The following is a 23374-nucleotide window of genomic DNA, read 5'->3' as shown; positions in this document are numbered from 1 at the left end:
TTAGAATATTTTATTCAACGGTTACAGATTTTGCTAAGTTACGTGGCTTGTCAACGTCGAACCCGCGTAACAAAGTCGCATAGTAAGCAAGTAATTGGGTAGGGACAACAGTCGTTAATGGCGTGAAGAACGGATGAACGGTTGGTAAAACCAACTGATCATTTTCTTTTGCTAACGCTTTTGTTGAAATGACTAACGTGTTTGCACCACGGCTTTCAACTTCTTTTAAATTTCCGCGAGTGTGAGCACCAGTGATAGGATCACTAATAATCCCAATTACTGGGGTGCCTTCTTCGATTAAGGCAATCGTTCCGTGTTTTAATTCTCCGGCAGCAAAACCTTCTGCTTGGATGTAGCTGATTTCTTTTAATTTCAAAGCTGCCTCAAGAGAAACGTAATAGTCAGAGCCACGTCCAATATAAAAAGCGTTTCGCGTATCATTCAAGTAGGCAGTAGCTAGCTGTTCTAAATATTCTTTCTGAGTGATGATCGTTTCCATAGCAGTTGCTGCTAAACTTAGTTCATGGGCTACGTCAAAATCCAAAGAAAGCATGTTCTTGTTTTGATCGCCGACAGCTTTTGCTAATAATGTTAAAACAGCGATTTGAGCAGTATAAGCTTTTGTTGAAGCAACAGCAATTTCTGGCCCGGCATGTAATAAAACAGTGAAAGAAGCTTCTCTTGATAACGTAGATCCAGCTACATTCGTAATTGTTAATGAAGGAAGCCCAAGTTGATTGATTTTCACTAATACTTGTCGACTGTCAGCGGTCTCGCCACTTTGACTAAGAAAAATGAAAAATGGTTTTTTAGAAAGCAAAGGCATATGGTAACCAAATTCACTTGCTAAATGGACCTCAACCGGGATTCCTGTCAATGTTTCTAAAGCTTGTTTTCCAGCAAGACCGGCGTGGTAACTGGTACCACAAGCAACGATATAAATGCGGTCACTGTCCGCGAGTGTTGTGACTAATTCTTGATCAAGTGCAATCTGATTCTCAGCTGTTACATAAGTTTGCGCAATTTTACGCATGATGATTGGCTGTTCATCAATTTCTTTGAGCATGTAATAAGGATAGGTTCCTTTTTCGATGTCAGAAGCGTCAACTTGTGCTTCAAAAGACTCACGAGTGATGACATCTCCTTGAAAATTTTGAATGGTTACGTCATCTGCCGTGATGAGAACCATTTCTTGGTCTTCGATTTCAACAAACGTTTTCGTTTGGGCTAGCATTGCCATTGCATCACTGGCAATCACGTTAAAGCCGTTGCCTAACCCAATCAATAGAGGGCTTTTATTTTTGGCAACATAGATGACATCAGGAGTTGTGCGATCCACTAAACCAAACGCATAAGAACCTTTTGTTAGCTGAAGTGTCTTTAAGAAGGCTTCTTTAGTTGACAATCCATTATTAGCAAATACTTCAATTAAATGTGCAATGATTTCTGTATCTGTTTCACCAATCAATGTATGGTCAGCTAAATAAGATTCTTTTAGTTCTTCAAAATTTTCGATCACACCATTGTGAACTAAAACAAAACGACCACTTTGTGATGTATGGGGATGGGCGTTTTTCTCTGAAGGTATTCCATGAGTTGCCCAACGTGTATGACCAATGCCAATTGTTCCAACAACTTCTGGCGTTAAGCGATCCTTTAAATTTTGGATTCGTCCTTGTGACTTAATCAAATAATCAGCAGAGTCATTTGCAACAAAAATACCGGCGGAGTCATAGCCGCGATATTCTAACTTTTCTAATCCGTTTACTAATCCAGGAGTTACATTTTCTAATCCAATCATTCCAACAATTCCGCACATAAAAAAACATCCTACTTTCTTCAATAAATTTGTCTGATGTTTCCAACTGCATGAGTATGTTTTTGTTCGATTCTCACAAATCGTTTTTTTCATACTCTGTAGAGTGCAGCTCCCTAGGGTCACCCGCCGAAACTTTCGATAAACCCTTTCCTCGTCATCTGGTTACCCAGATCTGGCGCTATCCTTAATGGTCTACTATTCTCCTTTTTCAAAAAAGTTTTGGAAACATTTAAAATAATAACTTTTATTGGGCATATTTGTCAATAAAAATCTTTTTTTGTTAAATTGGTATATATCTAAAATGTATTTTTGGAGAAGGAACTGCCAGAATTTTATCGAAAATTGACTATCATCTTTTCCAGTAGTTCGGTACAATGGAAACAATCATAAATGTCTAAATTGTAGGAGGAAAAGATGGAAGCCAAAATAGAAATTCTTACGTTGGGTGAGTTAAAAAAACAACTGATGGCACTAGAAGAGATGCCGGATGTAACAGATGAAACAAAAATTTTCTTGGATACTGGTTGGGACAGTATCCAAGAGCTAGCGCCAGATGCGGTAGCTGTAGCAAAAGCACAAAAGTTTGTTGTTCATGATGAGTTGACGAATGAAGCATTTGCGGGTTACGCATTAGAAGAAAAAGCGGAAAAAATGAATGCAGAAGAAGCAACAGAAACAGTAATCGTAATTAAAAATCTATATTAAACTTGTAAAGTAAGGAGAAAAAGATGAATAAAAAAAGATGGATTGCTGTGGCAATTGCTACAGGGTTGTTAGTGGTATCAATGGTAGCTTCAGGTATGACACGACCTGTAAGTGATGAAATCCAGTTAGATAGTTTTAATCGATTACTATATGGAGAAGATGAGTTGTCAGCAAACGTCCTTGAACCGGGTGATGAATCAGAGCAAATCGTTAAATTAACTGTTGATGGAACGATTCAAGGTGGTGGCTCTTCCGGTATTTTCGCGTCAGAAGGCTACGACCATGCCAGTTTTATGAAACAGTTAAAAGAAATTGAAGAAGATGATACGGTTAAAGGCGTTTTCTTAGAAGTGAATTCTCCAGGAGGAGGCGTTTACGAAAGTGCAGAAATTGCGAAAGAACTAAAGAAAATCCAAACCGAACGCAAAATTCCTTTATATGTTAGCATGACAAGCATGGCCGCAAGTGGTGGGTACTATATTTCAGCTAATGCAGATAAAATTTATGCGACAGAAGAAACAATTACTGGATCAATCGGTGTAATCATGTCTGGTTTAAACTATTCAGGTTTATTAGAAAAACTTGGTGTAGAAGACACGACAGTCAAAAGTGGTGCGCTAAAAGATATGGGATCAAGCACTCGTCCGGAAACAGCAGAGGATCAAGCTGTCTTACAAGCTTACATTGATAGTGCTTATGGTCGATTTGTTTCGGTAGTCAGCGAAGGACGCGACATGCCAGAAGCAGAAGTGAAAAAAATCGCTGATGGTCGAATTTATGACGGCGTGCAAGCGAAGGAAAATGGTCTGGTTGACGAATTAGCATTTCCAGATGAAGCACTAGCAGCAATGAGAAAAGACCAGAAACTAGAAAATGCACAGTTGATCGAATATAGCACTTCTGGCACTGGGTTTGCGAATACTTGGTTTGGCTCGAAGTTTGCAGAATTCCAAGGAATCAAGGCTTCTGAAACAAGCCAAATTTTATCCGTTTTAGAAAACCTTGGTACGGCAGAATCTCCTAAAGCGATGTATTACTACGGAGGTGAATAAGATGGCAGAAACTCCGGAAAAACAACCGACAAATGAACAACCAGCTACAGCAAATGAATCAAAAATAAATCCACAACCAGCTGTTGGACCAGATAAAGGATTTTCTCAAAAGGTACTGAACTCTTTTCGTAAAGAAGAATTGACAGAAGAACAAATCAAAGAAAAACAAGCTGAATGGCAACAATATACAGAGACTCCTACAGAGAAGAAAGAACTGAATGACTTTCCAACGTATTTTTACGCTGGATTTTGGATTCGTTTCTTTGCCTTTTTAATTGATTTGCTCTGTATTGGTGCAATCACACGCTTAACTCTTGGAGTGGCAAGTAATTTCGGGTGGTTGTCAATCAATGATTCCTACCTAAGTGTGTATGGCTTGTTAGGATTAGTCATTTATTTAAGCTACTTTGTTTTATTGACAAAATTAAATCATGGTCAGACCTTAGGAAAAATGATTTTCGGCATTCGGGTCATCAGCTTTGATGAAAGGAAATTGAGTTGGTCAACTGTTCTCGTACGTGAAGCGGCTTGCCGATTTATTTTGAAGTTTCCTTTATTGTTTATTGGCTATATTCCAACAATATTTAGTCAGAAAAAACAGCATTTGGGTGACTACTTCTCAAATACCAGTGTTGTAACAGTTAATTTGATCAAAGCGTTTAATCAAGAAATAAATGCTTAATTTCTAAAATTTGTTATTTTGATTGAAAATCGTACGAACGAAGCGAGGCTGGAACAACAAGATGTTCCAGCCTCTTTTTTTGATTAGTGGCTATGATTAAACGGTGAGATAAAAGCAATATTTTTGAAAATTTAAGCAAAAGCCGTCAAAAAAGCAAAAAAATTTTTTTCAAAAATTCTTTCTTTCATGACGATTATGATTTTGATTGTCACGCTTTTTTTGTTTTGTTAAAATGGAAAAGGGTTAGGAGGAGTGACATGGTTGGACCAGTTGATTTTCCAGAAAAATATGAGAATTTAATGCGTGTCGCTCAACAAGCGCTTGCGCAACAGAATTTGGGAAAAGCAAAAGAATTATTTACCCGTGCGTATGAATTAAAGCAAACGTTTGAAGCAAACAGCTTACTCGTTTATTGTTTGTATGAGCTTGATGAAAAACAAGAAGCTTTGAGTCAAGCAGTGATCCATGAAACAGAATATCTGAAACAAGAAGAATTTGCCACTTTCTATTTTGACTTACTCATTGGTGCAAAAGATTGGCTATATGCACGTAAACTAATTGCAGCGACTAACTTTTCAGAGCACTTTGAGCATGCAATGATTGAAAAAATCCAGCAAGCAGAAAATTTTTCAGGACAATTAGCGAGGCAAAAAATACGTCAGACGCATCAAAAATTAGCCAATATCGCTGAACTGTCGCCAACGCAACAATTAACATTGATTAGTGAACTTGAGCAGTTACCCTATCATGAATTTATTCAAGCAACGAAAAAAATATTGATTCGTACAGATATCCATTTATTTGTGCGTGCAAAACTTTTAGAGCTTCTCGTACAAGTTGGAGAAAGCAAACCAGTAGCTTTTTTAACAATCGATGAGCAACTGATTGAAGTCGTGCCACAAGGGTTACCAAAACCAGCCGAGCAAAAAAGTTATCGCTGTTTAAGTAAGTTAGCACAAGCTTATGAAAATCAAGACGCATTGTTGAGTGCGGGATTAAAGGAAGAATTCATGATGCAGGCGGCAATCACGTACCCAATCTTTGACACTTATATTGGCGAAGCTACGCAATGGTTTGAGGAAACGATTAAAGTGTATCAAGGAACGACAGAAATGGGTTTCACTGAAGTGGAAGAAGAAAAGTTTTTAGCCAAACGAGAAAAAATCTTGTATTTGATGCAACAATTTCTTTGAACAGGAATGAAAAATCGTCAAAAAAAAGAAAAAAAACTAGTAAAAATCAGGGATTCAGACTATTCAATATGTTTACAATTTTAAAGCGTTAGTGTACTATTTAATGGTATGCATGAAACGCTTTTGATGTATAAAATGAATTTCAAAACTCGGAGGGAAATAAATGACTGCAACATTTGAAAAAAAAGGCACAAATGATGGTGTTTTAACATTTACGATTGCGCAACCAGAAATCCAAAAAGGACTAACAGCTGCGTTTAATAAAGTTAAAGGAAACTTAAACGTACCTGGTTTCCGTAAAGGGAAAGTTTCTCGTCAAGTCTTCAACCGTATGTACGGAGAAGAAGCTTTGTATGAAGATGCCTTGAACGCTGTATTACCAGAAGCTTATGAAGCTGCTGTAAAAGAAGCTGGAATTGATCCAGTATCTCAACCAAAAATCGACGTTGAAAGCATGGAAAAAGGCCAAGACTGGACAATCACTGCTGAAGTAACTGTGAAACCAGAAGTTAAATTAGGTCAATACAAAGATTTAGTTGTTGAAAAACAAGACCGTGAAGTAACGGATGCTGATGTTGATGCACGTCTTAAACAAGAACAAGATGCACAAGCAGAATTAGTTATCCAAGAAGATGAAGCTGCAAAAGACGGCGACACTGTCGTAATCGATTTCGAAGGATTCGTTGGTGACGAAGCATTTGAAGGTGGAAAAGGTGAAAACTACTCACTTGAATTAGGTTCTGGTTCATTTATCCCAGGATTCGAAGAACAATTAGTAGGTCATAAATCAGGCGACAGCTTAGATGTAAACGTGACTTTCCCTGCTGAATACCAAGCAGAAGACTTAGCTGGTAAAGATGCAACATTCAAAGTAACTGTTCACGAAGTAAAATCAAAAGAAGTTCCTGAACTAGACGATGAATTTGCAAAAGATGTTGATGATGAAGTGTCAACATTAGCAGAATTAAAAGAAAAAATTCGTAAAGAATTAACAGAAGCAAAAGAAAAAGCTGCTGAAGACGCAAAAGACGAAGCTGCTATTCGTTTAGCTGTTGATAACGCTGAAATCGTTGAATTACCACACGTAATGGTTCACGACGAAGTTCACCGTTCAATGGATGAATTCTTAAACAACATGCAACGTCAAGGAATCTCTCCTGAAATGTACTACCAATTGACTGGTTCTACAGAAGAAGACTTGCATAAACAATTTGAAGGCGAAGCTGACTTGCGTACAAGAACAAACCTTGTGATCGAAGCAATCGCTGCTGCTGAAAACTTAGATGCAACAGAAGAAGAAATCACTGCAGAAATCAACGAATTGGCTGAATCTTACAATATGCCAATCGAACAAATCAAACGCGTGTTGACTGAAGATATGTTAAGTCATGATGTAACAATGAAAAAAGCAATTGATTTGATTACTGGAACTGCAACAGAAGCTAAGTAATAACTAAAGATGAAACAGATTTGATCCATCGGTCAAAAATGTGAAAATTTACTGGAAAGGCTGGGACTTGATTTAGTTTTTTAAATTATGTCCCAGCTTTCCTTTTTTTAATAAAAGCTACAAAAAAGGCTGATTTTCAGTGCTTTTGCTTTTTTTTGTTTTATGTTATGATAATTGAAGACTGCAAAGTCGCTGATAGTTTCTTGCATTTTTTGCAAGCTAAGGGGTGAAGACCATGTATGATAATCCAAGTGGTAATGAGACCGTGCGTTGTTCTTTTTGCGGCAAGACCCAAGAAGAAGTAAAAAAAATCGTAGCAGGTCCTGGGGTCTACATCTGTAATGAATGTATCGACCTATGTAAAGAAATAATTGACGAAGAATTTTATGAAGAAGCAGTACGTGAATTCACTGAAGTACCTAAACCTCAAGAAATTCTTGATGTCTTAAATGATTATGTGATTGGGCAAGATCGCGCAAAACGATCATTAGCAGTTGCGGTTTATAATCACTATAAACGTGTCAATCAACAAGCAAGCGATACTTCAGAAGATGTAGAACTACAGAAAAGTAATATTTGCTTAATTGGTCCGACGGGTTCTGGTAAAACGTTCCTTGCACAAACATTAGCTAAAACATTGAATGTGCCATTTGCTATCGCAGATGCAACCAGTTTAACAGAAGCTGGTTATGTTGGAGAAGATGTTGAAAACATTTTATTAAAACTATTACAATCGGCTGATTACAATGTTGAACGTGCTGAAAAGGGAATCATTTACATCGATGAAATTGATAAAATTGCGCGTAAAAGCGAGAATGTTTCGATTACTCGTGATGTATCTGGTGAAGGCGTACAACAAGCCTTGTTGAAAATTTTGGAAGGGACAGTTGCGAGTGTGCCACCTCAAGGAGGACGTAAACATCCGCATCAAGAATTTATCCAAATCGACACGACGAATGTCTTATTTATCGTCGGCGGTGCGTTTGATGGAATCGAAACGATTGTAAAAAACCGAATGGGCGAAAAAACAATTGGTTTTGGTACTAATAATCAAAAAATCTCTGATGAAGAAAGTGTGATGCAACACATCATTCCAGAAGATTTATTGAAATTTGGATTGATTCCAGAATTTATTGGCCGTTTACCTGTAATGGCAGCGTTAGAAAAATTAACAACGTCTGATTTAGTTCGTATTTTGACAGAACCTAAGAATGCGTTAGTTAAACAATACCAAAAACTTCTTTCTTTAGATGATACTGAACTAGAATTCGAACCAGAAGCACTACAAGCAATTGCTAACAAAGCAATTGAACGTAATACTGGTGCTCGTGGCTTGCGTTCAATCATTGAGGAAATCATGATGGATGTAATGTTTGACATTCCTTCAGACGAAAACATCGAGAAAGTGATTATCACCAAAGAAGCAGCTGAATTGACGGGCAAACCGACAATTATTTATAAAGATACAGAGAAAAAAGCTGGATAATGCGAAAGAGGTTGGGACATAACTTTCAAGCTATGTCTCAGCCTTTTTTTAAAGGAGAGAAATTATGAAAGTTCATCAAGCTGATATCGTAATCAGCGCGGTTGCTCCGAAACAATATCCTGAAACGCAATTACCAGAAATTGCGCTAGCAGGACGATCAAATGTTGGAAAATCTTCATTTATCAACACACTGATTGATCGAAAAAACTTAGCTAGAACTTCAGGTAAGCCGGGGAAGACCCAAACGTTAAATTTTTATTTGATTGAAAATGCGTTACACTTTGTTGATGTACCTGGATATGGTTATGCGAAAGTTTCGAAAACGGAACGTGCGAAATGGGGAAAAATGATTGAGACCTATTTAACGACACGTGAACAATTGCGAGCAGTTGTGTCCTTAGTCGATGTTCGACATAAACCATCACAAGAAGATATTCAAATGTATCAATTTCTAAAGTATTATGATATTCCTGTAATTGTAGTGGCAACTAAAGCCGATAAAATTCCAAGAGGAAAGTGGAACAAGCATGAGAGCGAAATCAAAAAGGCGCTGGATTTTGATCATAATGATCAATTTATTTTGTTCTCTTCCGTAACGAAAAAAGGAAAAGATGAAGCTTGGAAAGCAATTGAAGATGCAATTGACTATCAAGCATAAAAAAGAAAAAACCTGTGACATCAGTGGATTAGTCAGGTTACTTCGTGTCATAATTGCACCAAAAATAATTGATAAAAAGATAAGCCGACGATTGCAAAGCAACTGCAATCGTCTTTTTTTAAATTGAATTTAGCAAAAAAGGCATTTGGGAATTTAATTTTCTCCCAGATGCCTTTTTGATAGAGTTTATTTTTAGTATTAGAGAGTGAACTTAACGAAACAGTTCGGCTACTGCATTTGCTACTTTTGTTTCTTCGGAAAGGTAAGGAATAGTGATATGATCTTGACCTGCATTCATCTTGTTGTATTCAATGGAGGTTTCGATTGCATGCTCGTTTCTTGCCCAGCTACGGCGTGCAACTCCGCCCATTGTGTCCCAAGAAATCGCAGATTTGATGATTTCATCTGTTTCTTTTGACCCATCTAAAACTAAACCAAATCCGCCATTAATTGATTTTCCAATACCTACACCGCCGCCGTTATGCAAAGCAATCAGCGTCATACCTCGTGCTGCATTCCCAGCAAAACATTGAGTTGCCATATCTGCACAAACATTACTGCCGTCCTTGATATTTGAAGTTTCTCTAAATGGAGAGTCTGTTCCCGACACATCATGGTGGTCCCGACCAAGCATTACTGGGCCTATTTTTCCCTCTCGTACCATTTCGTTAAATTTTAAAGCGATATTTACTCGTCCCATACAATCTTGATAGAGAATTCGCGCTTGTGTGCCTACTACTAATTGATTTTCTTCTGCATCACGAATCCAGTTGTAGTTATCACGATCTTGGTAGCGACGATTTGGGTCAATAACTTCCATTGCTGCCTGATCTGTAGCAACCAAGTCTTCATGGTTTCCGCTTAAACATACCCAACGGAAAGGACCATAACCATAGTCAAAGAGCATAGGACCCATGATATCCTCCACGTAAGACGGCCAAATAAATCCGTCTTTATCATCGATTCCATTTTTTGAGATTTCTTTAATGCCAGAGTCGTAAATAGCTTTCATAAAGGAATTTCCATAGTCAAAGAAATAGGTTCCTTTTGCTACTAAAGATTTGATTACATTATAATGACGGGCAAGTGTTTCATCGACAAGCTGATGGAATCGTGCTTTATCTGAACCTAATAATTCTGTTCGTTCTTCAAATGAAATTCCGGCAGGGCAATAGCCACCTTCATACACGTTATGACAAGAAGTCTGATCTGATAATAAATGGATAGTAATATTTTCTTTATCAATGTATTCAAGTAAATCAACAATATTTCCATGATAAGCAATAGAGGTTTTCTCTTTTTTGTCCAGGTATTCTTTTGCAATACGCATCGCTTGTTCTGGTGTCTCAGCTAAATTACTGATCCAACCTTGTTCTAAGCGTGTGTCGATTCGAGACCGATCTACTTCAGCAATAATGGCAACAGCATTGGCAATTTCTCCGGCTTTTCCTTGTGCGCCACTCATGCCACCCAATCCAGAAGAAATAAATAATTTTCCAGCTAAATCTCCATTATCTGGAATGCCTAATTTTAATCGACCAGCATTCAAAAGTGTATTAAAGGTTCCATGAACAATCCCTTGAGGTCCAATGTACATCCAACCGCCAGCAGTCATTTGTCCGTAATTTGTCACACCCATTTCTTCAGCAATTTCCCAATCATCGATGTTATCATATTCTCCAACCAAAAGACCGTTGGTAATGATTACACGAGGTGCATCTTTTTTTGATTTGAATAATCCAAGAGGATGTCCTGATTCTAAGACTAGCGTTTGTTCATCTGTCAGAACTTCTAAGTATTTTTTGATTAGCTGATACTGCATCCAGTTTGAACATACTTGGCCTGTTTCACCATAAGTAACTAATTCATAAGGATAGAGTGCAACTTCAAAATCAAGGTTGTTATCAATCATTACTTGCATTGCTTTTGCTGCAATGCAGTTTCCTTTGTACTCTTCAATTGGTTTTCCATAGATTCTTTCTTTTGGATACCACCGATAACCATAGATTCTTCCACGAGTTCGTAATTCTTCTAGAAACTCAGGAATCACAATATCATGATATTTAGGATGAACATAACGTAATGCATTTTTTAAAGCAAGAATCGTCTGATCTTTACTTAAGCGAAAACCACGATCTGGCGCACGACGAATTCCTTCCTGAAAGACTGTTTTTTCTGGTAAGACATCATCTAACTTGATGGTCATTGATGCTTCAACTTCTGTTAACTCTACCATTTATTTTTCCTCCCTAACAAAATACTTGAAATTTAGAGAAACTGTGATTTGATGACTGCATCTTTAGTATAAATAAGAAAGTCAATAAACAGTCTATCTCTTTACTTAATTTCTATTATATAATATAGTTAAGCGCTTTCAATATTTTGACATAAATTTGACAGTATTTAATAAAATATAAGGTGCAAGAAAAAAAGGAGTGAATAGAAATGAAAGCAGATAAACTTCTAATTAATTTTAGCCAAATTTTTTGTCCGATTGATAAAGGTCATCCTTTACGAGGAGCAGAAATGAGTGAGGCAACGATTATTGAAGACGGATATATAGCGATTAAGGACGGGAAAATACTCGAAGTGAAAGCAGGAAGTCCTCGTGAAGAATTAATGGGAAAAGAGACCGAAGTCATTGACTGCTATAAGAAACTAGCTACGCCAGGGCTAATTGATTGTCACACTCACTTAGTTTATGGTGGAAGTAGAGAAAACGAATTTTCAAAAAAACTAAATGGTGTCCCTTACCTTGACATACTTGCAGCAGGTGGGGGGATTCTTAGCACAGTAAATTCAACGCGAGCAGCTTCATTCGATGAATTATATCAAAAGTCTACTCGTTTATTAGATGAAATGATTATTCATGGGGTCACGACGGTAGAAGCAAAGAGTGGATATGGGTTAGATTGGGAAACTGAAAAACGTCAATTAAACGTGGTAAAAGAATTAGAAACTGACCATGATATTGACCTGGTTTCAACCTTTATGGGTGCACACGCTATTCCACCTGAGTTTAAAGGGCAAGCAGATGAATTCATCGATTTACTGATCGAAGAAATGTTACCGAAAGTCAAAGAAGAATCACTGGCTGAGTTTTGTGATATCTTTTGCGAAAAAAATGTGTTTACAGCGGAACAATCTTATCGTTTACTTAGTGCTGCCAAGAAGATGGGCTTTAAGCTAAGAATACATGCTGATGAGATTGCATCAATTGGAGGTTCTAAAGTAGCTGCAGATTTGCATACGGTAAGCGCAGAACATTTAATGGTCATTACAGATGAAGACATCGATCGTTTGAGCGAAGCACAGGTAATTGGAAATCTGTTACCTGGAACGACCTTTAGCCTGATGGAGGATACTTATGCGCCCGCTAAAAAGATGATTGAACGCGGCATGGCAATTACATTAACAACTGATAGTAATCCAGGAAGCTGTCCAACCGCAAACTTACAATTCATTATGCAATTAGGCTGTTTTCAGTTAAAACTAACACCGATTCAAGTATTCAATGCTGTCACGATTAATGCGGCATACTCCGTTTGCAGAAATGAAAAAATTGGTAGCTTTGATACAGGAAAACAGGCAGATATCGCGGTGTTTGATGCGCCAAACATTGATTTTCCAATGTACTTCTTTGCAACTAATCTGGTTAGTCAAGTATATAAAAATGGGGAGTTAGTGGTCAACGAACGCCAAAGAGTCTGATTAATTTCATACTAAGCTGATTTGTATACGAAAGGAGGCACCTGTAATCTTAGGTGAAATTCCTTTCGTGTTTTATGTAATCTCTTTATTTGAACGAGAAAGTAAAATAATAGCAAAAAATCAATGTACATTTTTTGTCTATGTTTTTGAGAACGAGTCATAGAATAAAAGAGAGAAGGTGAATACATGGGGAAGCGATTACGTTGTGAATTATTTGGTAATCCTAAAATTTATTTAAATGATGAACCCGTCTTTTTTGCATTTTCAAAAATCAACGCACTTATTTATTATTTAGCCCTTAATGGTTCAGTTAGTAGGGATGAAATTGCGGGAGTTTTGTGGTCTAATAAATCAGAAAAAAGTGCAAAAAAAAATCTTCGAAACACAATCTATCAGGCGAACAAAGAATTAGAAGAGGAGTTTATTGTTTCTCCAAATAAAGCAATTCTGCAATTGAATGATGCTTTGGTACAACCAAGTGATGTCGATCGTTTTTTACAAGATCCAGTAAATCACTTAGATGAATATCATGATGAGTTTTTAAAAGGTTTTTTCTTAAAAGATTCAGATGAATTTGATTTATGGGTGACAAAAATGCGCAATTATTTTGAACAAAAATTCATTCAAAGTTGCTATCAAAAAGTCGCCACAGATATTGAAAATAACCAGTTGATCGATGTAGAAAAAAACATTCGACGATTAATTGCAATTGATGAGTATGATGAGCGAAATTATCAAATGTTGATGAAATTTTATCAGGATAGTCACAGAAATGGAAAAGTTATTGAGACTTATTATGACCTTTCCAGTATATTGGATGAAGAATTAGGAATTAAACCAAGTGAAGAAACACGAGCAATCTATGAAAAAACGTTAGCCATTGTTAAAAGAAAAAAAGAACAGAAAAAAGTCAAAAATTACCGTTTTTTTGGTAGGACAGCGGAAGTGGAAGTGCTGGAAGCAAATCTTGACTGTTTTTTTCATAAGCAGCCATTTCAATCAATCATTGTTCAAGGAGATGATGGTATTGGAAAGACGGCTTTGTGTCAGCTTGTTTTGAGCAATACGGCACCAAAAATCTTGATTAAGGTGACTTGTTATCAAGCAGAACAGAGTTTTACATTAAGAGTGTGGCGGGAGATTATCAATCAGATTGATCAAATTGTACTAGATGAAAAAATAGTAAAAGAAGAAACCTGGCGTGCTATGTGCTATCGATTTTTTCCTAGTTTTATCGACAACCAGAGTGCAAAATTTGAAGAATCAGTAGATGATTCAGATATTAATTACCTCTCTCAGTTTTTGCTTGTTATCCTTAAAAAAATTGCCAAGCTTCATTCTGTGGTCTTTTTAATAGAAAATTTACAGTGGATAGACGAGCGAAGTCTACAACTATTAACAAGTGTGTTACTACACAATGAAGATTGTATGTTTCTTCTAACCTTGCGGACAGATCATCACAAACGAATTACTGATTTTATCAATGCTGTTAGTCATTATGATAAACTCACACAAATTTTATTAGAGCCTTTCCCTAGAGAAGTAGTCAAAGCCTTTGTTGAAAAGCAAATACCAGATCAAAAATTTAGTTATGATTTTTATGACAGGCTCTATAACGAATCAGAAGGAAATCCACTTTTTTTAATGGAATACGTTCGACAGCTTAGAATAGGGACAAAAATTTCGTATATTACGCCAAAAATTCAAGAAGAACTTGAATTTTCACTGACACAGCTCTCAACATTTGATGAAGAGGTGTTAGAAATTGTTTCCTATTTTCGAGAGTTAGCGGAGCTATCGATGCTAGCGACTATTTTACGAACCAATCATGAGCAACTTGCGCAGGCGATTGAAAATTTACAACAGCGAAATTTATTGATTGAACGAGTATTTTCTGGAAAAATCAGTGTTTGTTTCAAGCAAAAAAAATTACAAGAATATATTTACTCAAAACAATCAACAACAAAGCTTCGTGTCATTCACGAACAAATTGCTTCCTTATTTGAACAACAATGGAAGTTGACAAATGACAACGAGCTATTAGCATTGATTGCGTATCATTATAAGTATGCCAATCAAGAATTGAAATCTCTTGATTATGAATTATCGAAATTGGAGTTGTCTTTGAAGTTTCAACATGAACTTTTTCCTATCTATAATGAACGAAGCGAAATAGCGATTGAACTTCAGCCAATTGAATGGCAAAAAGAATTTGAAAAATTTGAGCAAATTGGAGAGCAACTTAAAAAGAATGAAGAGTTATATGGTGAACAAGAGGACTATCAACTATTGTTAATGAAATATTTATATCTTGAGGGACGTTACTTTATTAATCGTGGGAATTATATTCGGGGAATAGAAAACATCCAGCGGGTGATTGTAAAAGCAAGGGAATATCACAATGATTGCTATCTGGTGAAAGCTTATCGACAAATGATCTATTATTTTATCCAGACAGATAATGCAAGTGAGATGGCACAATATATAGAATTAGCGATGTCTATTTCCATCAGGACAAATGACCATGAATCAATCGGGATTTTATTGCGTTTAAAAGGCTTATATAACTTAATGGTGGGTGAACTAGAAGTGGCTGAACGATTGTTTCATGAATCCATTACAATTTTTACTATTTCTGATGAAGTCAGAGAAAAATATGCGAGCAATATCGCTGCGTCCTATGATTATCTAGCAGAAATTGAACGTTTGCGGAAAAATTACCAGCAGGCTATTTCTTATCAGAAAAAAGCCATTGTTTTGTGTGAGGAAACAAACCTAGTTACCAGTTTGGTCATTTTTTATGTAGATATGGGTATTTCAGCTTTTGCTGCACAAGACTATAAAGAGGCCAGACTCTATTTGCAACGATCAAATGAAATGTATGTCAATCTGACTTCTCCTTGGAAAAGGACACAACTCAGTGTCTATCTTGCACTAATTGATTTGTTAGAAGGTGAGTATCATGCAGTTTTTGAAGCTCTCCTACGATTTAATGAAATTCAAACACAAATGACGAATCCGAGAGACTTGGGCATTTTATATTTTTATCAAGCAATCGTCAAGCATTTGTTAAATACACAGGTGATGGTGGAGCCGAATCTAAGTAAGTTACTTGAGAGCGAAGAAACGTATTATTACGAAAAAGCAGTCGAAAACCTTAGTCCTTATCGAGATCAATATGAGTTACATTATTTACGAGAAGTTGTTTTTGATAAGATATCGTCCTAATCAAAAATGAAGAGGGCAGCACTTCCTATACGAATGCTAAGTTAAGCCCAAACAAAAAAGAGCCGAGGAACGCAGAGGTACTCCTTGGCTTTTTTCTTTATTCAATGTCATTTTTAGCATGGAACTATCATCTTTTTTAACAGGAGAAGTGCTTCTTTTGGATATTTTTGAGAAAGTAGTCCAAGTGCGGAAAATAAATAATGTGTATCAATAAAAAAATTAGGTGATCTTGGCTTTAAATGAACCGTATCAGAGATACAAGCGTGCTTTAAAATCTGCTTAGGTTGTGGATGATGGACTAGAACGCCACCAGTTCCGATGACATTTGGGAAATTTCGTAAGTCCTTTCCGTTTTGATAGAAAATAGTTCTGTTAGGTGTTTGACTGGCACGCAGAGTACCAACATGTCGATTCACTGAAAGAGCAACAGCATTGGATGCCAATAGTACATCCAGTTGTTGCTCTTGCTTTGTATCAGGAAGATAAGTTGGTTGGACGATTCTTTTTTGAATACTTCTGTATAGTGCTTGTTTATCTCCGCAAAATAATCGTTGGAAGTCTTCAAAGCCAACTGCTTCAATCAGACTTTCTGAAGAATAACGCATACCTAGATCGCCTTCAACAGTTCTTTTTGAGTAAGGTTCTTCTAAACCTTCAAAAAATGTTTGATCATCTGTAATTGCTGGATTTCCCACACTAAATACATCTGTAGTTGCTCCACCAACGTCGACTACTAAAGTGTGGCCAATTCCTTCTATAGTTGGAAGACCGTCAGCTAATAACTGGATAGCCAGTAAAACAGATGTAGGTGTTGGAATAATGGGCAACAGACTTTTTTTTGCAACTAAATCAATACCGTTTGTGTGAATGATTTTTTTTAAGAAAATCTCTCTTGCAATTTTTCTTACAGGCTCTGCCTGTAGTACATTTGCTTTAGGCATAACATTTTTTGTGTAGTAAATGGTTAGATGCGTATTAGTTAAAAGCGAACGAATTTCAGAAATTGCTGCTTCATTTCCTGCAACTAAAATGGTTCCTGAAGATAAATAGCGATGGAGCATTTTGGCATTATGACAGATGATTTGTTGATTTCCTCCATTTGTTCCTCCTGACAAAAGGATGATGTCCGCATTTAGCTGATTCATCTCTTCTACTTGCTCTTTTGTCAGTCTATAATGATAGGTTTTGACTACTCTTGTTCCAGCGCCAAGTGCTGCACGTTTTGCTGCCTCTGCTGTGAGACTTTCAGTTAAACCAATAGCAATCATCCGAAAACCACCCCACGCAGAGGAGCAAATAAAGACATCATCAAACATTGGCAAACCAAGTTGATGCAACAAACTAGTTTCACCTGTTTGATAACATGTCATAATCCCTTGCTCATGAGAGGTAGGTAGGCTAAGATGAGCAACTACCTGTATGGTTGTTACGTTTATTGCAGTAAACTTTGTATAAGTACTTCCGAAATCCACGAGTAAAATGAACTTATTCATCTTTTGAACCTCCTATTTAGAAAAATATTTAATGAGAAAAAATTAATTTATGTTTTACTTTCCTCATTTTAGAATCAATTAAACGTCAAAAGTATCAGAAATGGTTCTAAAATCTATGTACTGATTAAATTTTATATCGATCTAAAAAAGAAGAAGATTTTCTGTTTGTTTCTTCCTATTTATTTAATTAAGATGATTTTCATTCGTTTTAACAGTTACTTTCTATCCTTACAAAAAAAGACTGTCTATGTTATCAAAATTATCTAGAGAATGAATAGTTTTTCAGTTGGGCGTCAGTTACTTTTTAATCACTAATAATACTCTGAGTGTAAAAAAAAGTAGTCAAAAAAATGTCAAATGATTTGCCTCAAAAAAATAAGTGAATCTTTTGAAGCGGAAACAGCTTGGATGAAATGGTCGTTGAATGATGAGAAAAGACTGATATCACGCTATTTATACGTGTTGACCAACCCATATAAGCATGATAAGGTAAATTCGTAAATGAAAGCGTTAACAAAAAATGAATCTTGTTAACGTAGCAATCTTGATTTTTTAGAACAAGAACTGTGATGAGAAACTGCGTGTTTTTATTTTGTGCGGGAGTGATGACCTGCGCAAACGGAAGTCTATACTTTGGTAATTAAAAGAAAGTTAAAAGACGAAAGTGAAAAAAGAAAGGATGTTTTAAATGGCAAAATTAATTGAGTGTATCCCAAATTTTAGTGAAGGTCGCGACGAAAAAGTAATTGAAGGCTTAGTGAATACTGCAAAAAGTGTCAACGGTGTTACTCTTTTGGACTATTCATCGGACGCAAGTCATAATCGCAGTGTGTTTACCCTAGTTGGTGATGAAGAAGGGATTCAAGAAGTTGCCTTTCAATTAGTTAAGTATGCGAGTCAAAACATTGACATGACCAAACATCATGGTGAGCATCCTCGTATGGGTGCAACGGATGTTGTTCCTTTTGTCCCAATTAAAGATGTGACAACTGAAGAATGTGTTGAGATTTCAAAAAAAGTAGCTAAAAGAATTAATGATGAGTTGAACATTCCAATCTTCTTGTATGAAGAATCGGCAAGTACACCTACTCGTACAAACTTAGCAAAAGTAAGAAAAGGACAATTCGAAGGAATGACCGAGAAATTATTAGAAGAAGAGTGGGCACCTGACTTTGGTGAACGAAAACCACATCCAACTGCTGGAGTTACTGCTGTAGGGGCACGCATGCCGCTAGTTGCATTTAATGTAAATCTTGATACCGATAACATTGCTATCGCAAATAAAATTGCAAAGATTGTTCGTGGATCTGGCGGGGGATTTAAATATTGTAAGGGAATTGGTGTGATGTTGGAAGACCGAAATATTGCGCAAGTTTCCATGAATATGGTGAATTATGAAGGTACGCCATTATATCGAGCATTTGAAACGATTCGCTTTGAAGCAAAAAGATATGGCGTCAATATTATTGGCAGTGAAGTTATTGGGTTGACTCCTGCAAAAGCACTCATTGATTGCGCAGAATACTATTTGCAAATTGAAGAATTTGATTATAAAAAACAAGTATTGGAAAATCATCTACTAAACTAGGAGGACTGAGCATGAAATTAATTGATCAAAAAGTAAAAGAATTTGTAACGGTCTTAGGATCTGATGCACCAGCTCCTGGAGGTGGATCAGCATCAGCGCTTGCAGGTGCAATGGGTATTTCACTAACAAAAATGGTGACAGAATTAACCATTGGAAAAAAGAAATATGCAGAATTTGCAGAAGAAATGAGTGCAGCGCAACAAGAAGCGGCTCGTTTACAATCTGCGTTCGTACGCGCCATTGATGAAGATACAGAGGCATTTAATAAAGTGTCGGCAGTATTTACGATGCCAAAAGACACAGAAGAAGAAAAAGAACTACGCAAACAAACGATGCAACGTGCTTTAGAAGGTGCAACACAAACGCCTTTCAAAATGATGGAAATTGCGGTGGAAGCATTAAAAGTCACCAGAGAATTGATTGGAAAATCCAATACAAACGCAGCAAGTGACTTAGGTGTAGCAGCATTAAATTTGAAATCTGCATTGCAAGGGGCTTGGTTAAACGTCTTAATCAATCTTTCAGGAGTAAAAGACGAAGCATTTGTTACTCGATACAAAGAAAAAGGAAATGCATTGTTAAGTGAAGGAATGAGTCTGGCAGATGAAATCTATACTGCCATCGAAAAAATTGTCTAGCTAGGAAGGAAGAGAAAAATGACAAACTTATCAGATATCGAAATTGCAAATCAAGTTGAGATGAATCCAATTACGGACATTGCTGAAAAACTTGGAATTCCTAAAGAAAGCCTCGCATTGTATGGCGATTACAAAGCAAAAATCAATGTTAGCAAGCTAGAAAATTTAGACAAAGCGAAACGAGGGAAACTAATTCTTGTAACAGCAATCACACCGACGCCAGCTGGTGAAGGAAAAACAACTACTTCCGTTGGGTTAGTTGATGCTCTAACAAAAATTGGAAAGAAGGCAGCCATTGCGTTACGCGAGCCCTCTTTAGGACCAGTATTTGGTGTGAAAGGTGGAGCAGCAGGGGGAGGCTATGCGCAAGTAGTGCCAATGGAAGACATCAACTTGCATTTTACTGGCGATTTCCATGCAATTGGTGCGGCTAATAATTTACTGGCAGCTTTGCTAGATAACCATATCCATCAAGGTAACGCATTAGGGATTGATAGCCGAAGAATTACTTGGAAGCGTGTTGTAGATATGAATGATCGACAACTACGTCATATTGTGAATGGTCTACAGGGAAGAATTAATGGTGTTCCCCGTGAAGATGGCTACGATATTACAGTTGCCTCTGAAATTATGGCGGTTCTATGTTTAGCAAATAACATTACTGATTTAAAAGAAAAACTAAAAAAAATTATTGTTGCATATAGCTTTGAAGGAACTCCTATCACAGCAGGAGATTTAAAAGCAGAAGGGGCAATGACTGCTCTTTTAAAAGAAGCAATCCAACCAAACATTGTACAAACACTTGAACATTCACCTGCATTTATTCATGGGGGACCGTTTGCGAATATTGCCCATGGTTGTAATAGTGTTCTCGCTACAAAGCTTGCATTGCAATATGCCGATTATGCAGTAACAGAGGCTGGATTTGGAGCAGACTTAGGCGCAGAAAAATTTATTGATATCAAGTGTCGGTTAGCCGAATTAAAACCAGACGCAGTTGTCTTAGTTGCGACGATTCGTGCATTAAAAATGCATGGAGGAATGAAAAAAGCTGATTTAGGAACTGAAAGCGTAGAAGCCGTTCTTAAAGGCCTTCCTAATCTGGAAAAACATTTGAGTAATATTCAAGAAGTATATGGTATGCCTGTTGTAGTTGCAATCAATAAATTTCCTACCGATACGGATGCTGAGTTAGCTGCTGTCGAAAAAGCTTGCGAAGAACGAAACGTTGAAGTAACACTATCAGATGTCTGGGCGAAAGGTAGCGAAGGTGGCATTGATCTTGCAAATAAAGTAATAGAACTAGCAGAAAAACCCAATAGTTTTAGTCATGTTTATGATCTATCAGATTCAATAGAAGAAAAATTAACGAAAATCGTTCAACGAGTGTATGGTGGAAAAGGGATAGAACTTGCACCAAGCGCTCGAAAAGAACTTGCGGAATTAGAAAAACTTGGATTTACTGAGTATCCTATTTGTATGGCAAAAACGCAGTATTCTTTCTCAGATGATGCGACTCTGCTGGGAGCACCTAAAGATTTCACGGTAACTATTCGCAATCTAAAAGTGTCTGCTGGCGCAGGATTTATTGTGGCTTTAACAGGTGCGGTAATGACAATGCCAGGTCTACCGAAATCACCAGCAGCAGAACGAATTGACGTAGATGCTGAAGGAAATATCTCTGGACTATTCTAAGATGAATGTAGAACATTTTAGGAGTAGCCAATATCATCAATCAACTTGGAGTGGAGGAAAAACAACCGAGCTTTTCCTCTTTCCCCCGGAGGCAAATTATCAGCGGAGAGTATTTGATTATCGAATTTCTAGCGCCACGATTGAGGAACAGTATTCTATGTTTACTGTATTACCTGGATACAACCGACTTTTGATGCCACTTGAAGGAAGTGTCACACTGACGAATAGTGAACAAACGGTACGACTAGAAACGTTTGATGTAGGCGAATTTGACGGAGAACTTTCTACAACAAGTGTGGGGAAATGTGTTGACTTTAATTTAATTTATAAAAAATCCATGCAGGGGGAGATGAAGCGTGTTCAAACACATAATTCTCTATATTCAGTAGAAAAAGATTGTTATCTGTATTGTGTCGAACAATGTACAGTAAAAATAAAGCACGCTACTTATTTCTTGAAACAATCTGATAGTCTCGCGCTGACTGGAATAACAGAACGAACTGCGATAGAACTGTTACCAAAGGACGATGTTGTTAAACTAATTTATGTCAGTTGCAATTAGATTTGAATGAAAGCGCTTTAAGAAGAGGAGGGAAACCATGCAAAATGAGGAACAGATTCCGGAAATTTCAGACATTAAAGATCCAGAAGAATTTTCGAAGGGAGAAGAAAATGAAAAGTTCAGCCTGAGCGGTGCGACATTATATGGAATTAACGCGGTCATTGGTTCAGGAATTTTCTTACTTCCAAGGACGATCTATCAAGATTTAGGACCAGCATCACTAGTAGCGATACTCGTTGTCGTATTACTTGTGTTGATGCTTGCCGTTTGTTTTGCGGAAGTAGCAGGGTATTTTAGTAAAAATGGTGGGGCGTTCCAATATACAAAAGCAGCCTTTGGTGATTTTGTTGGATTTAACGTCGGAATTTTGGGCTGGTTTGTAACAATCATTGCCTGGGCTGCGATGGCTGCAGGATTTTCGAAATTATTAATTCAAACATTTCCAACATTAGAGGGACAAAATACCCTGATAAGTGTGCTATTGATTATCTTTTTATCAATAATCAACAGTATGGGGATTAAAACATCAAAGATTTTTACAATCACGATTACTATTGCAAAATTAATTCCAATTATTGCCTTTACTTTGATGAGTATTTTCTTTATAAAAAATGGGATTAATGCTGGAAACTTTACACCTTTTCTACAACTGAATCCTGATATGACCTTGTCTCAGGCGATGGCATCTACTTCACTAACTGTGTTTTACGCATTTATTGGATTTGAAGCTTTGCCAGTAGTTGCAGGGGAAATGCGAAATGCGAAGAAAAATGTACCAAAGGCAATTATCGGATCAATTAGCATTGTATCTATTTTGTATTTTATGATTATTGCTGGAACGATCGCGATGTTAGGCACAGGGATTCTTCAAAGTAATGCTCCAGTGCAGGATGCATTTGTTGAAATGGTAGGTCCGGCAGGAAAATGGATTATTTCAATTGGGGCATTAATTTCTATTGCTGGATTAAACATGGGGGATTCATTGATGATTCCACGTTATGGTGCTTCCATTTCAGACGAAGGATTATTGCCGAAAGTTATTGCAAAGAAAAATGCTAAAGGAGCACCGATTGTCGCCATTATTGTATCCGGGTTAATTACGATTGGCTTTTTATTAAGTGGTTCATTTGAACAATTGGCTGAATTGAGTGTGGTTTTCCGTTTCTTCCAATATATTCCCACAGCTTTGGCGCTGATTTGGCTTAGACGGAAAAAGATGGATACTGTACCAGCCTTTAAGCTACCTCTAGGACCGATTATCCCTGTTATCTCCATTGCGGTGAGTATTTGGATGGTAGCAGCAGCTAATCCATTCAACCTAATTGCTGGGTTAGTCGGAGTGATTGTTGCCAGTCTTCTCTATTTTGTGATCAATAAAGGAAGTAGACCTGGAACAACACCAGAGTAGAAATGT

17 protein-coding genes are annotated in these 23374 nt (G+C 37.0%); 14 read left to right on the top strand and 3 right to left on the bottom strand.

What is annotated here, in order from left to right; all coding sequences use genetic code 11:
• Nucleotides 1-10: 10 nt before the first annotated feature.
• Nucleotides 11-1819 (bottom strand): glutamine--fructose-6-phosphate transaminase (isomerizing), encoded by a 1809-nt coding sequence (glmS, locus tag RV17_RS03085; RefSeq protein ID WP_071868494.1) that lies wholly within the window; start codon nucleotides 1817-1819, stop codon nucleotides 11-13.
• A 414-nt stretch (nucleotides 1820-2233) separates the two neighbouring features.
• On the opposite strand from glmS, the gene RV17_RS03080 reads away from it, so the two are divergent.
• The 7 genes from RV17_RS03080 to yihA all read left to right on the top strand — a co-directional run bounded on the left by RV17_RS03080 (nucleotide 2234) and on the right by yihA (nucleotide 9045).
• A complete protein-coding gene (locus RV17_RS03080) occupies nucleotides 2234-2524 on the top strand; it encodes a hypothetical protein (protein ID WP_071868493.1) in 291 nt (96 codons plus the stop codon).
• Between the two features lie 23 nt (nucleotides 2525-2547).
• Entirely contained in the window at nucleotides 2548-3576 is a 1029-nt protein-coding gene (gene sppA / locus RV17_RS03075; RefSeq protein ID WP_067484313.1) for a signal peptide peptidase SppA, read from the top strand.
• A 1-nt stretch (nucleotide 3577) separates the two neighbouring features.
• Nucleotides 3578-4258 (top strand): RDD family protein, encoded by a 681-nt coding sequence (locus RV17_RS03070; protein ID WP_082294006.1) that lies wholly within the window; start codon nucleotides 3578-3580, stop codon nucleotides 4256-4258.
• Nucleotides 4259-4515: 257 nt separating this feature from the next.
• Nucleotides 4516-5451, top strand: a complete 936-nt coding sequence (locus RV17_RS03065; RefSeq protein ID WP_067484316.1) for a hypothetical protein — start codon at nucleotides 4516-4518, stop codon at nucleotides 5449-5451.
• A 163-nt stretch (nucleotides 5452-5614) separates the two neighbouring features.
• A complete protein-coding gene (tig, locus tag RV17_RS03060; RefSeq protein ID WP_067484318.1) occupies nucleotides 5615-6901 on the top strand; it encodes a trigger factor in 1287 nt (428 codons plus the stop codon).
• Nucleotides 6902-7136: 235 nt separating this feature from the next.
• Nucleotides 7137-8387, top strand: coding sequence for an ATP-dependent Clp protease ATP-binding subunit ClpX (clpX, locus tag RV17_RS03055; RefSeq protein ID WP_067484321.1), 1251 nt, complete (start codon nucleotides 7137-7139; stop codon nucleotides 8385-8387).
• Nucleotides 8388-8451: 64 nt separating this feature from the next.
• Nucleotides 8452-9045, top strand: a complete 594-nt coding sequence (gene yihA / locus RV17_RS03050) for a ribosome biogenesis GTP-binding protein YihA/YsxC (RefSeq protein WP_067484324.1) — start codon at nucleotides 8452-8454, stop codon at nucleotides 9043-9045.
• 211 nt (nucleotides 9046-9256) lie between these two features.
• On the opposite strand, the gene hutU is transcribed toward yihA, so the two are convergent.
• Nucleotides 9257-11281 (bottom strand): urocanate hydratase, encoded by a 2025-nt coding sequence (gene hutU / locus RV17_RS03045; protein ID WP_067484328.1) that lies wholly within the window; start codon nucleotides 11279-11281, stop codon nucleotides 9257-9259.
• A 209-nt stretch (nucleotides 11282-11490) separates the two neighbouring features.
• Between hutU and hutI the strand changes: the two genes are divergently transcribed.
• Together hutI and RV17_RS03035 are read left to right on the top strand one after the other, a co-directional pair.
• Nucleotides 11491-12756 carry an imidazolonepropionase gene (gene hutI / locus RV17_RS03040; protein ID WP_071868492.1) on the top strand — a complete coding sequence of 422 codons (1266 nt, stop codon included), beginning with the start codon at nucleotides 11491-11493 and terminating at the stop codon, nucleotides 12754-12756.
• Between the two features lie 186 nt (nucleotides 12757-12942).
• A complete protein-coding gene (locus RV17_RS03035; protein WP_071868491.1) occupies nucleotides 12943-15984 on the top strand; it encodes an ATP-binding protein in 3042 nt (1013 codons plus the stop codon).
• A 113-nt stretch (nucleotides 15985-16097) separates the two neighbouring features.
• Here RV17_RS03035 and glmL read toward each other — a convergent pair whose 3' ends face one another.
• Nucleotides 16098-17477 carry a methylaspartate mutase accessory protein GlmL gene (gene glmL, locus RV17_RS03030; RefSeq protein WP_071868490.1) on the bottom strand — a complete coding sequence of 460 codons (1380 nt, stop codon included), beginning with the start codon at nucleotides 17475-17477 and terminating at the stop codon, nucleotides 16098-16100.
• A gap of 688 nt (nucleotides 17478-18165) precedes the next feature.
• Between glmL and ftcD the strand changes: the two genes are divergently transcribed.
• From ftcD to RV17_RS03005, 5 genes are read left to right on the top strand one after another with little or no spacing between them, the layout of a single operon-like run.
• A complete protein-coding gene (ftcD, locus tag RV17_RS03025; protein ID WP_071868489.1) occupies nucleotides 18166-19065 on the top strand; it encodes a glutamate formimidoyltransferase in 900 nt (299 codons plus the stop codon).
• Between the two features lie 11 nt (nucleotides 19066-19076).
• Nucleotides 19077-19703 carry a cyclodeaminase/cyclohydrolase family protein gene (locus RV17_RS03020; RefSeq protein WP_071868488.1) on the top strand — a complete coding sequence of 209 codons (627 nt, stop codon included), beginning with the start codon at nucleotides 19077-19079 and terminating at the stop codon, nucleotides 19701-19703.
• 18 nt (nucleotides 19704-19721) lie between these two features.
• The gene (locus RV17_RS03015) at nucleotides 19722-21398 is read left to right on the top strand and encodes a formate--tetrahydrofolate ligase (RefSeq protein WP_067484344.1); all 1677 of its coding nucleotides are present in this window, start codon (nucleotides 19722-19724) and stop codon (nucleotides 21396-21398) included.
• 1 nt (nucleotide 21399) lies between these two features.
• On the top strand, nucleotides 21400-21960 hold the full coding sequence (locus tag RV17_RS03010) for a HutD family protein (RefSeq protein ID WP_071868487.1): 561 nt from the start codon (nucleotides 21400-21402) through the stop codon (nucleotides 21958-21960).
• A 37-nt stretch (nucleotides 21961-21997) separates the two neighbouring features.
• Complete coding sequence (locus RV17_RS03005; RefSeq protein ID WP_067484349.1) at nucleotides 21998-23368, top strand: APC family permease; 1371 nt, start codon at nucleotides 21998-22000, stop codon at nucleotides 23366-23368.
• Nucleotides 23369-23374 lie beyond the last annotated feature (6 nt).

Origin of the sequence: Enterococcus thailandicus (assembly GCF_001886265.1) — a bacterium.
Lineage (GTDB): Bacteria > Bacillota > Bacilli > Lactobacillales > Enterococcaceae > Enterococcus_B > Enterococcus_B thailandicus.
Note: the sequence above shows the minus strand (reverse complement) of the source record. Positions and strands in the feature narration are given on the sequence as shown.

Excerpts from the sequence above, each read along its gene's own strand:
- glmS (WP_071868494.1), bottom strand. The coding sequence starts at position 1,819 with ATGTGCGGAATTGTTGGAATGATTGGATTAGAAAATGTAACTCCTGGA.
- RV17_RS03080 (WP_071868493.1), top strand. The coding sequence starts at position 2,234 with ATGGAAGCCAAAATAGAAATTCTTACGTTGGGTGAGTTAAAAAAACAA.
- sppA (WP_067484313.1), top strand. The coding sequence starts at position 2,548 with ATGAATAAAAAAAGATGGATTGCTGTGGCAATTGCTACAGGGTTGTTA.
- RV17_RS03070 (WP_082294006.1), top strand. The coding sequence starts at position 3,578 with ATGGCAGAAACTCCGGAAAAACAACCGACAAATGAACAACCAGCTACA.
- RV17_RS03065 (WP_067484316.1), top strand. The coding sequence starts at position 4,516 with ATGGTTGGACCAGTTGATTTTCCAGAAAAATATGAGAATTTAATGCGT.
- tig (WP_067484318.1), top strand. The coding sequence starts at position 5,615 with ATGACTGCAACATTTGAAAAAAAAGGCACAAATGATGGTGTTTTAACA.
- clpX (WP_067484321.1), top strand. The coding sequence starts at position 7,137 with ATGTATGATAATCCAAGTGGTAATGAGACCGTGCGTTGTTCTTTTTGC.
- yihA (WP_067484324.1), top strand. The coding sequence starts at position 8,452 with ATGAAAGTTCATCAAGCTGATATCGTAATCAGCGCGGTTGCTCCGAAA.
- hutU (WP_067484328.1), bottom strand. The coding sequence starts at position 11,281 with ATGGTAGAGTTAACAGAAGTTGAAGCATCAATGACCATCAAGTTAGAT.
- hutI (WP_071868492.1), top strand. The coding sequence starts at position 11,491 with ATGAAAGCAGATAAACTTCTAATTAATTTTAGCCAAATTTTTTGTCCG.
- RV17_RS03035 (WP_071868491.1), top strand. The coding sequence starts at position 12,943 with ATGGGGAAGCGATTACGTTGTGAATTATTTGGTAATCCTAAAATTTAT.
- glmL (WP_071868490.1), bottom strand. The coding sequence starts at position 17,477 with ATGAATAAGTTCATTTTACTCGTGGATTTCGGAAGTACTTATACAAAG.
- ftcD (WP_071868489.1), top strand. The coding sequence starts at position 18,166 with ATGGCAAAATTAATTGAGTGTATCCCAAATTTTAGTGAAGGTCGCGAC.
- RV17_RS03020 (WP_071868488.1), top strand. The coding sequence starts at position 19,077 with ATGAAATTAATTGATCAAAAAGTAAAAGAATTTGTAACGGTCTTAGGA.
- RV17_RS03015 (WP_067484344.1), top strand. The coding sequence starts at position 19,722 with ATGACAAACTTATCAGATATCGAAATTGCAAATCAAGTTGAGATGAAT.
- RV17_RS03010 (WP_071868487.1), top strand. The coding sequence starts at position 21,400 with ATGAATGTAGAACATTTTAGGAGTAGCCAATATCATCAATCAACTTGG.
- RV17_RS03005 (WP_067484349.1), top strand. The coding sequence starts at position 21,998 with ATGCAAAATGAGGAACAGATTCCGGAAATTTCAGACATTAAAGATCCA.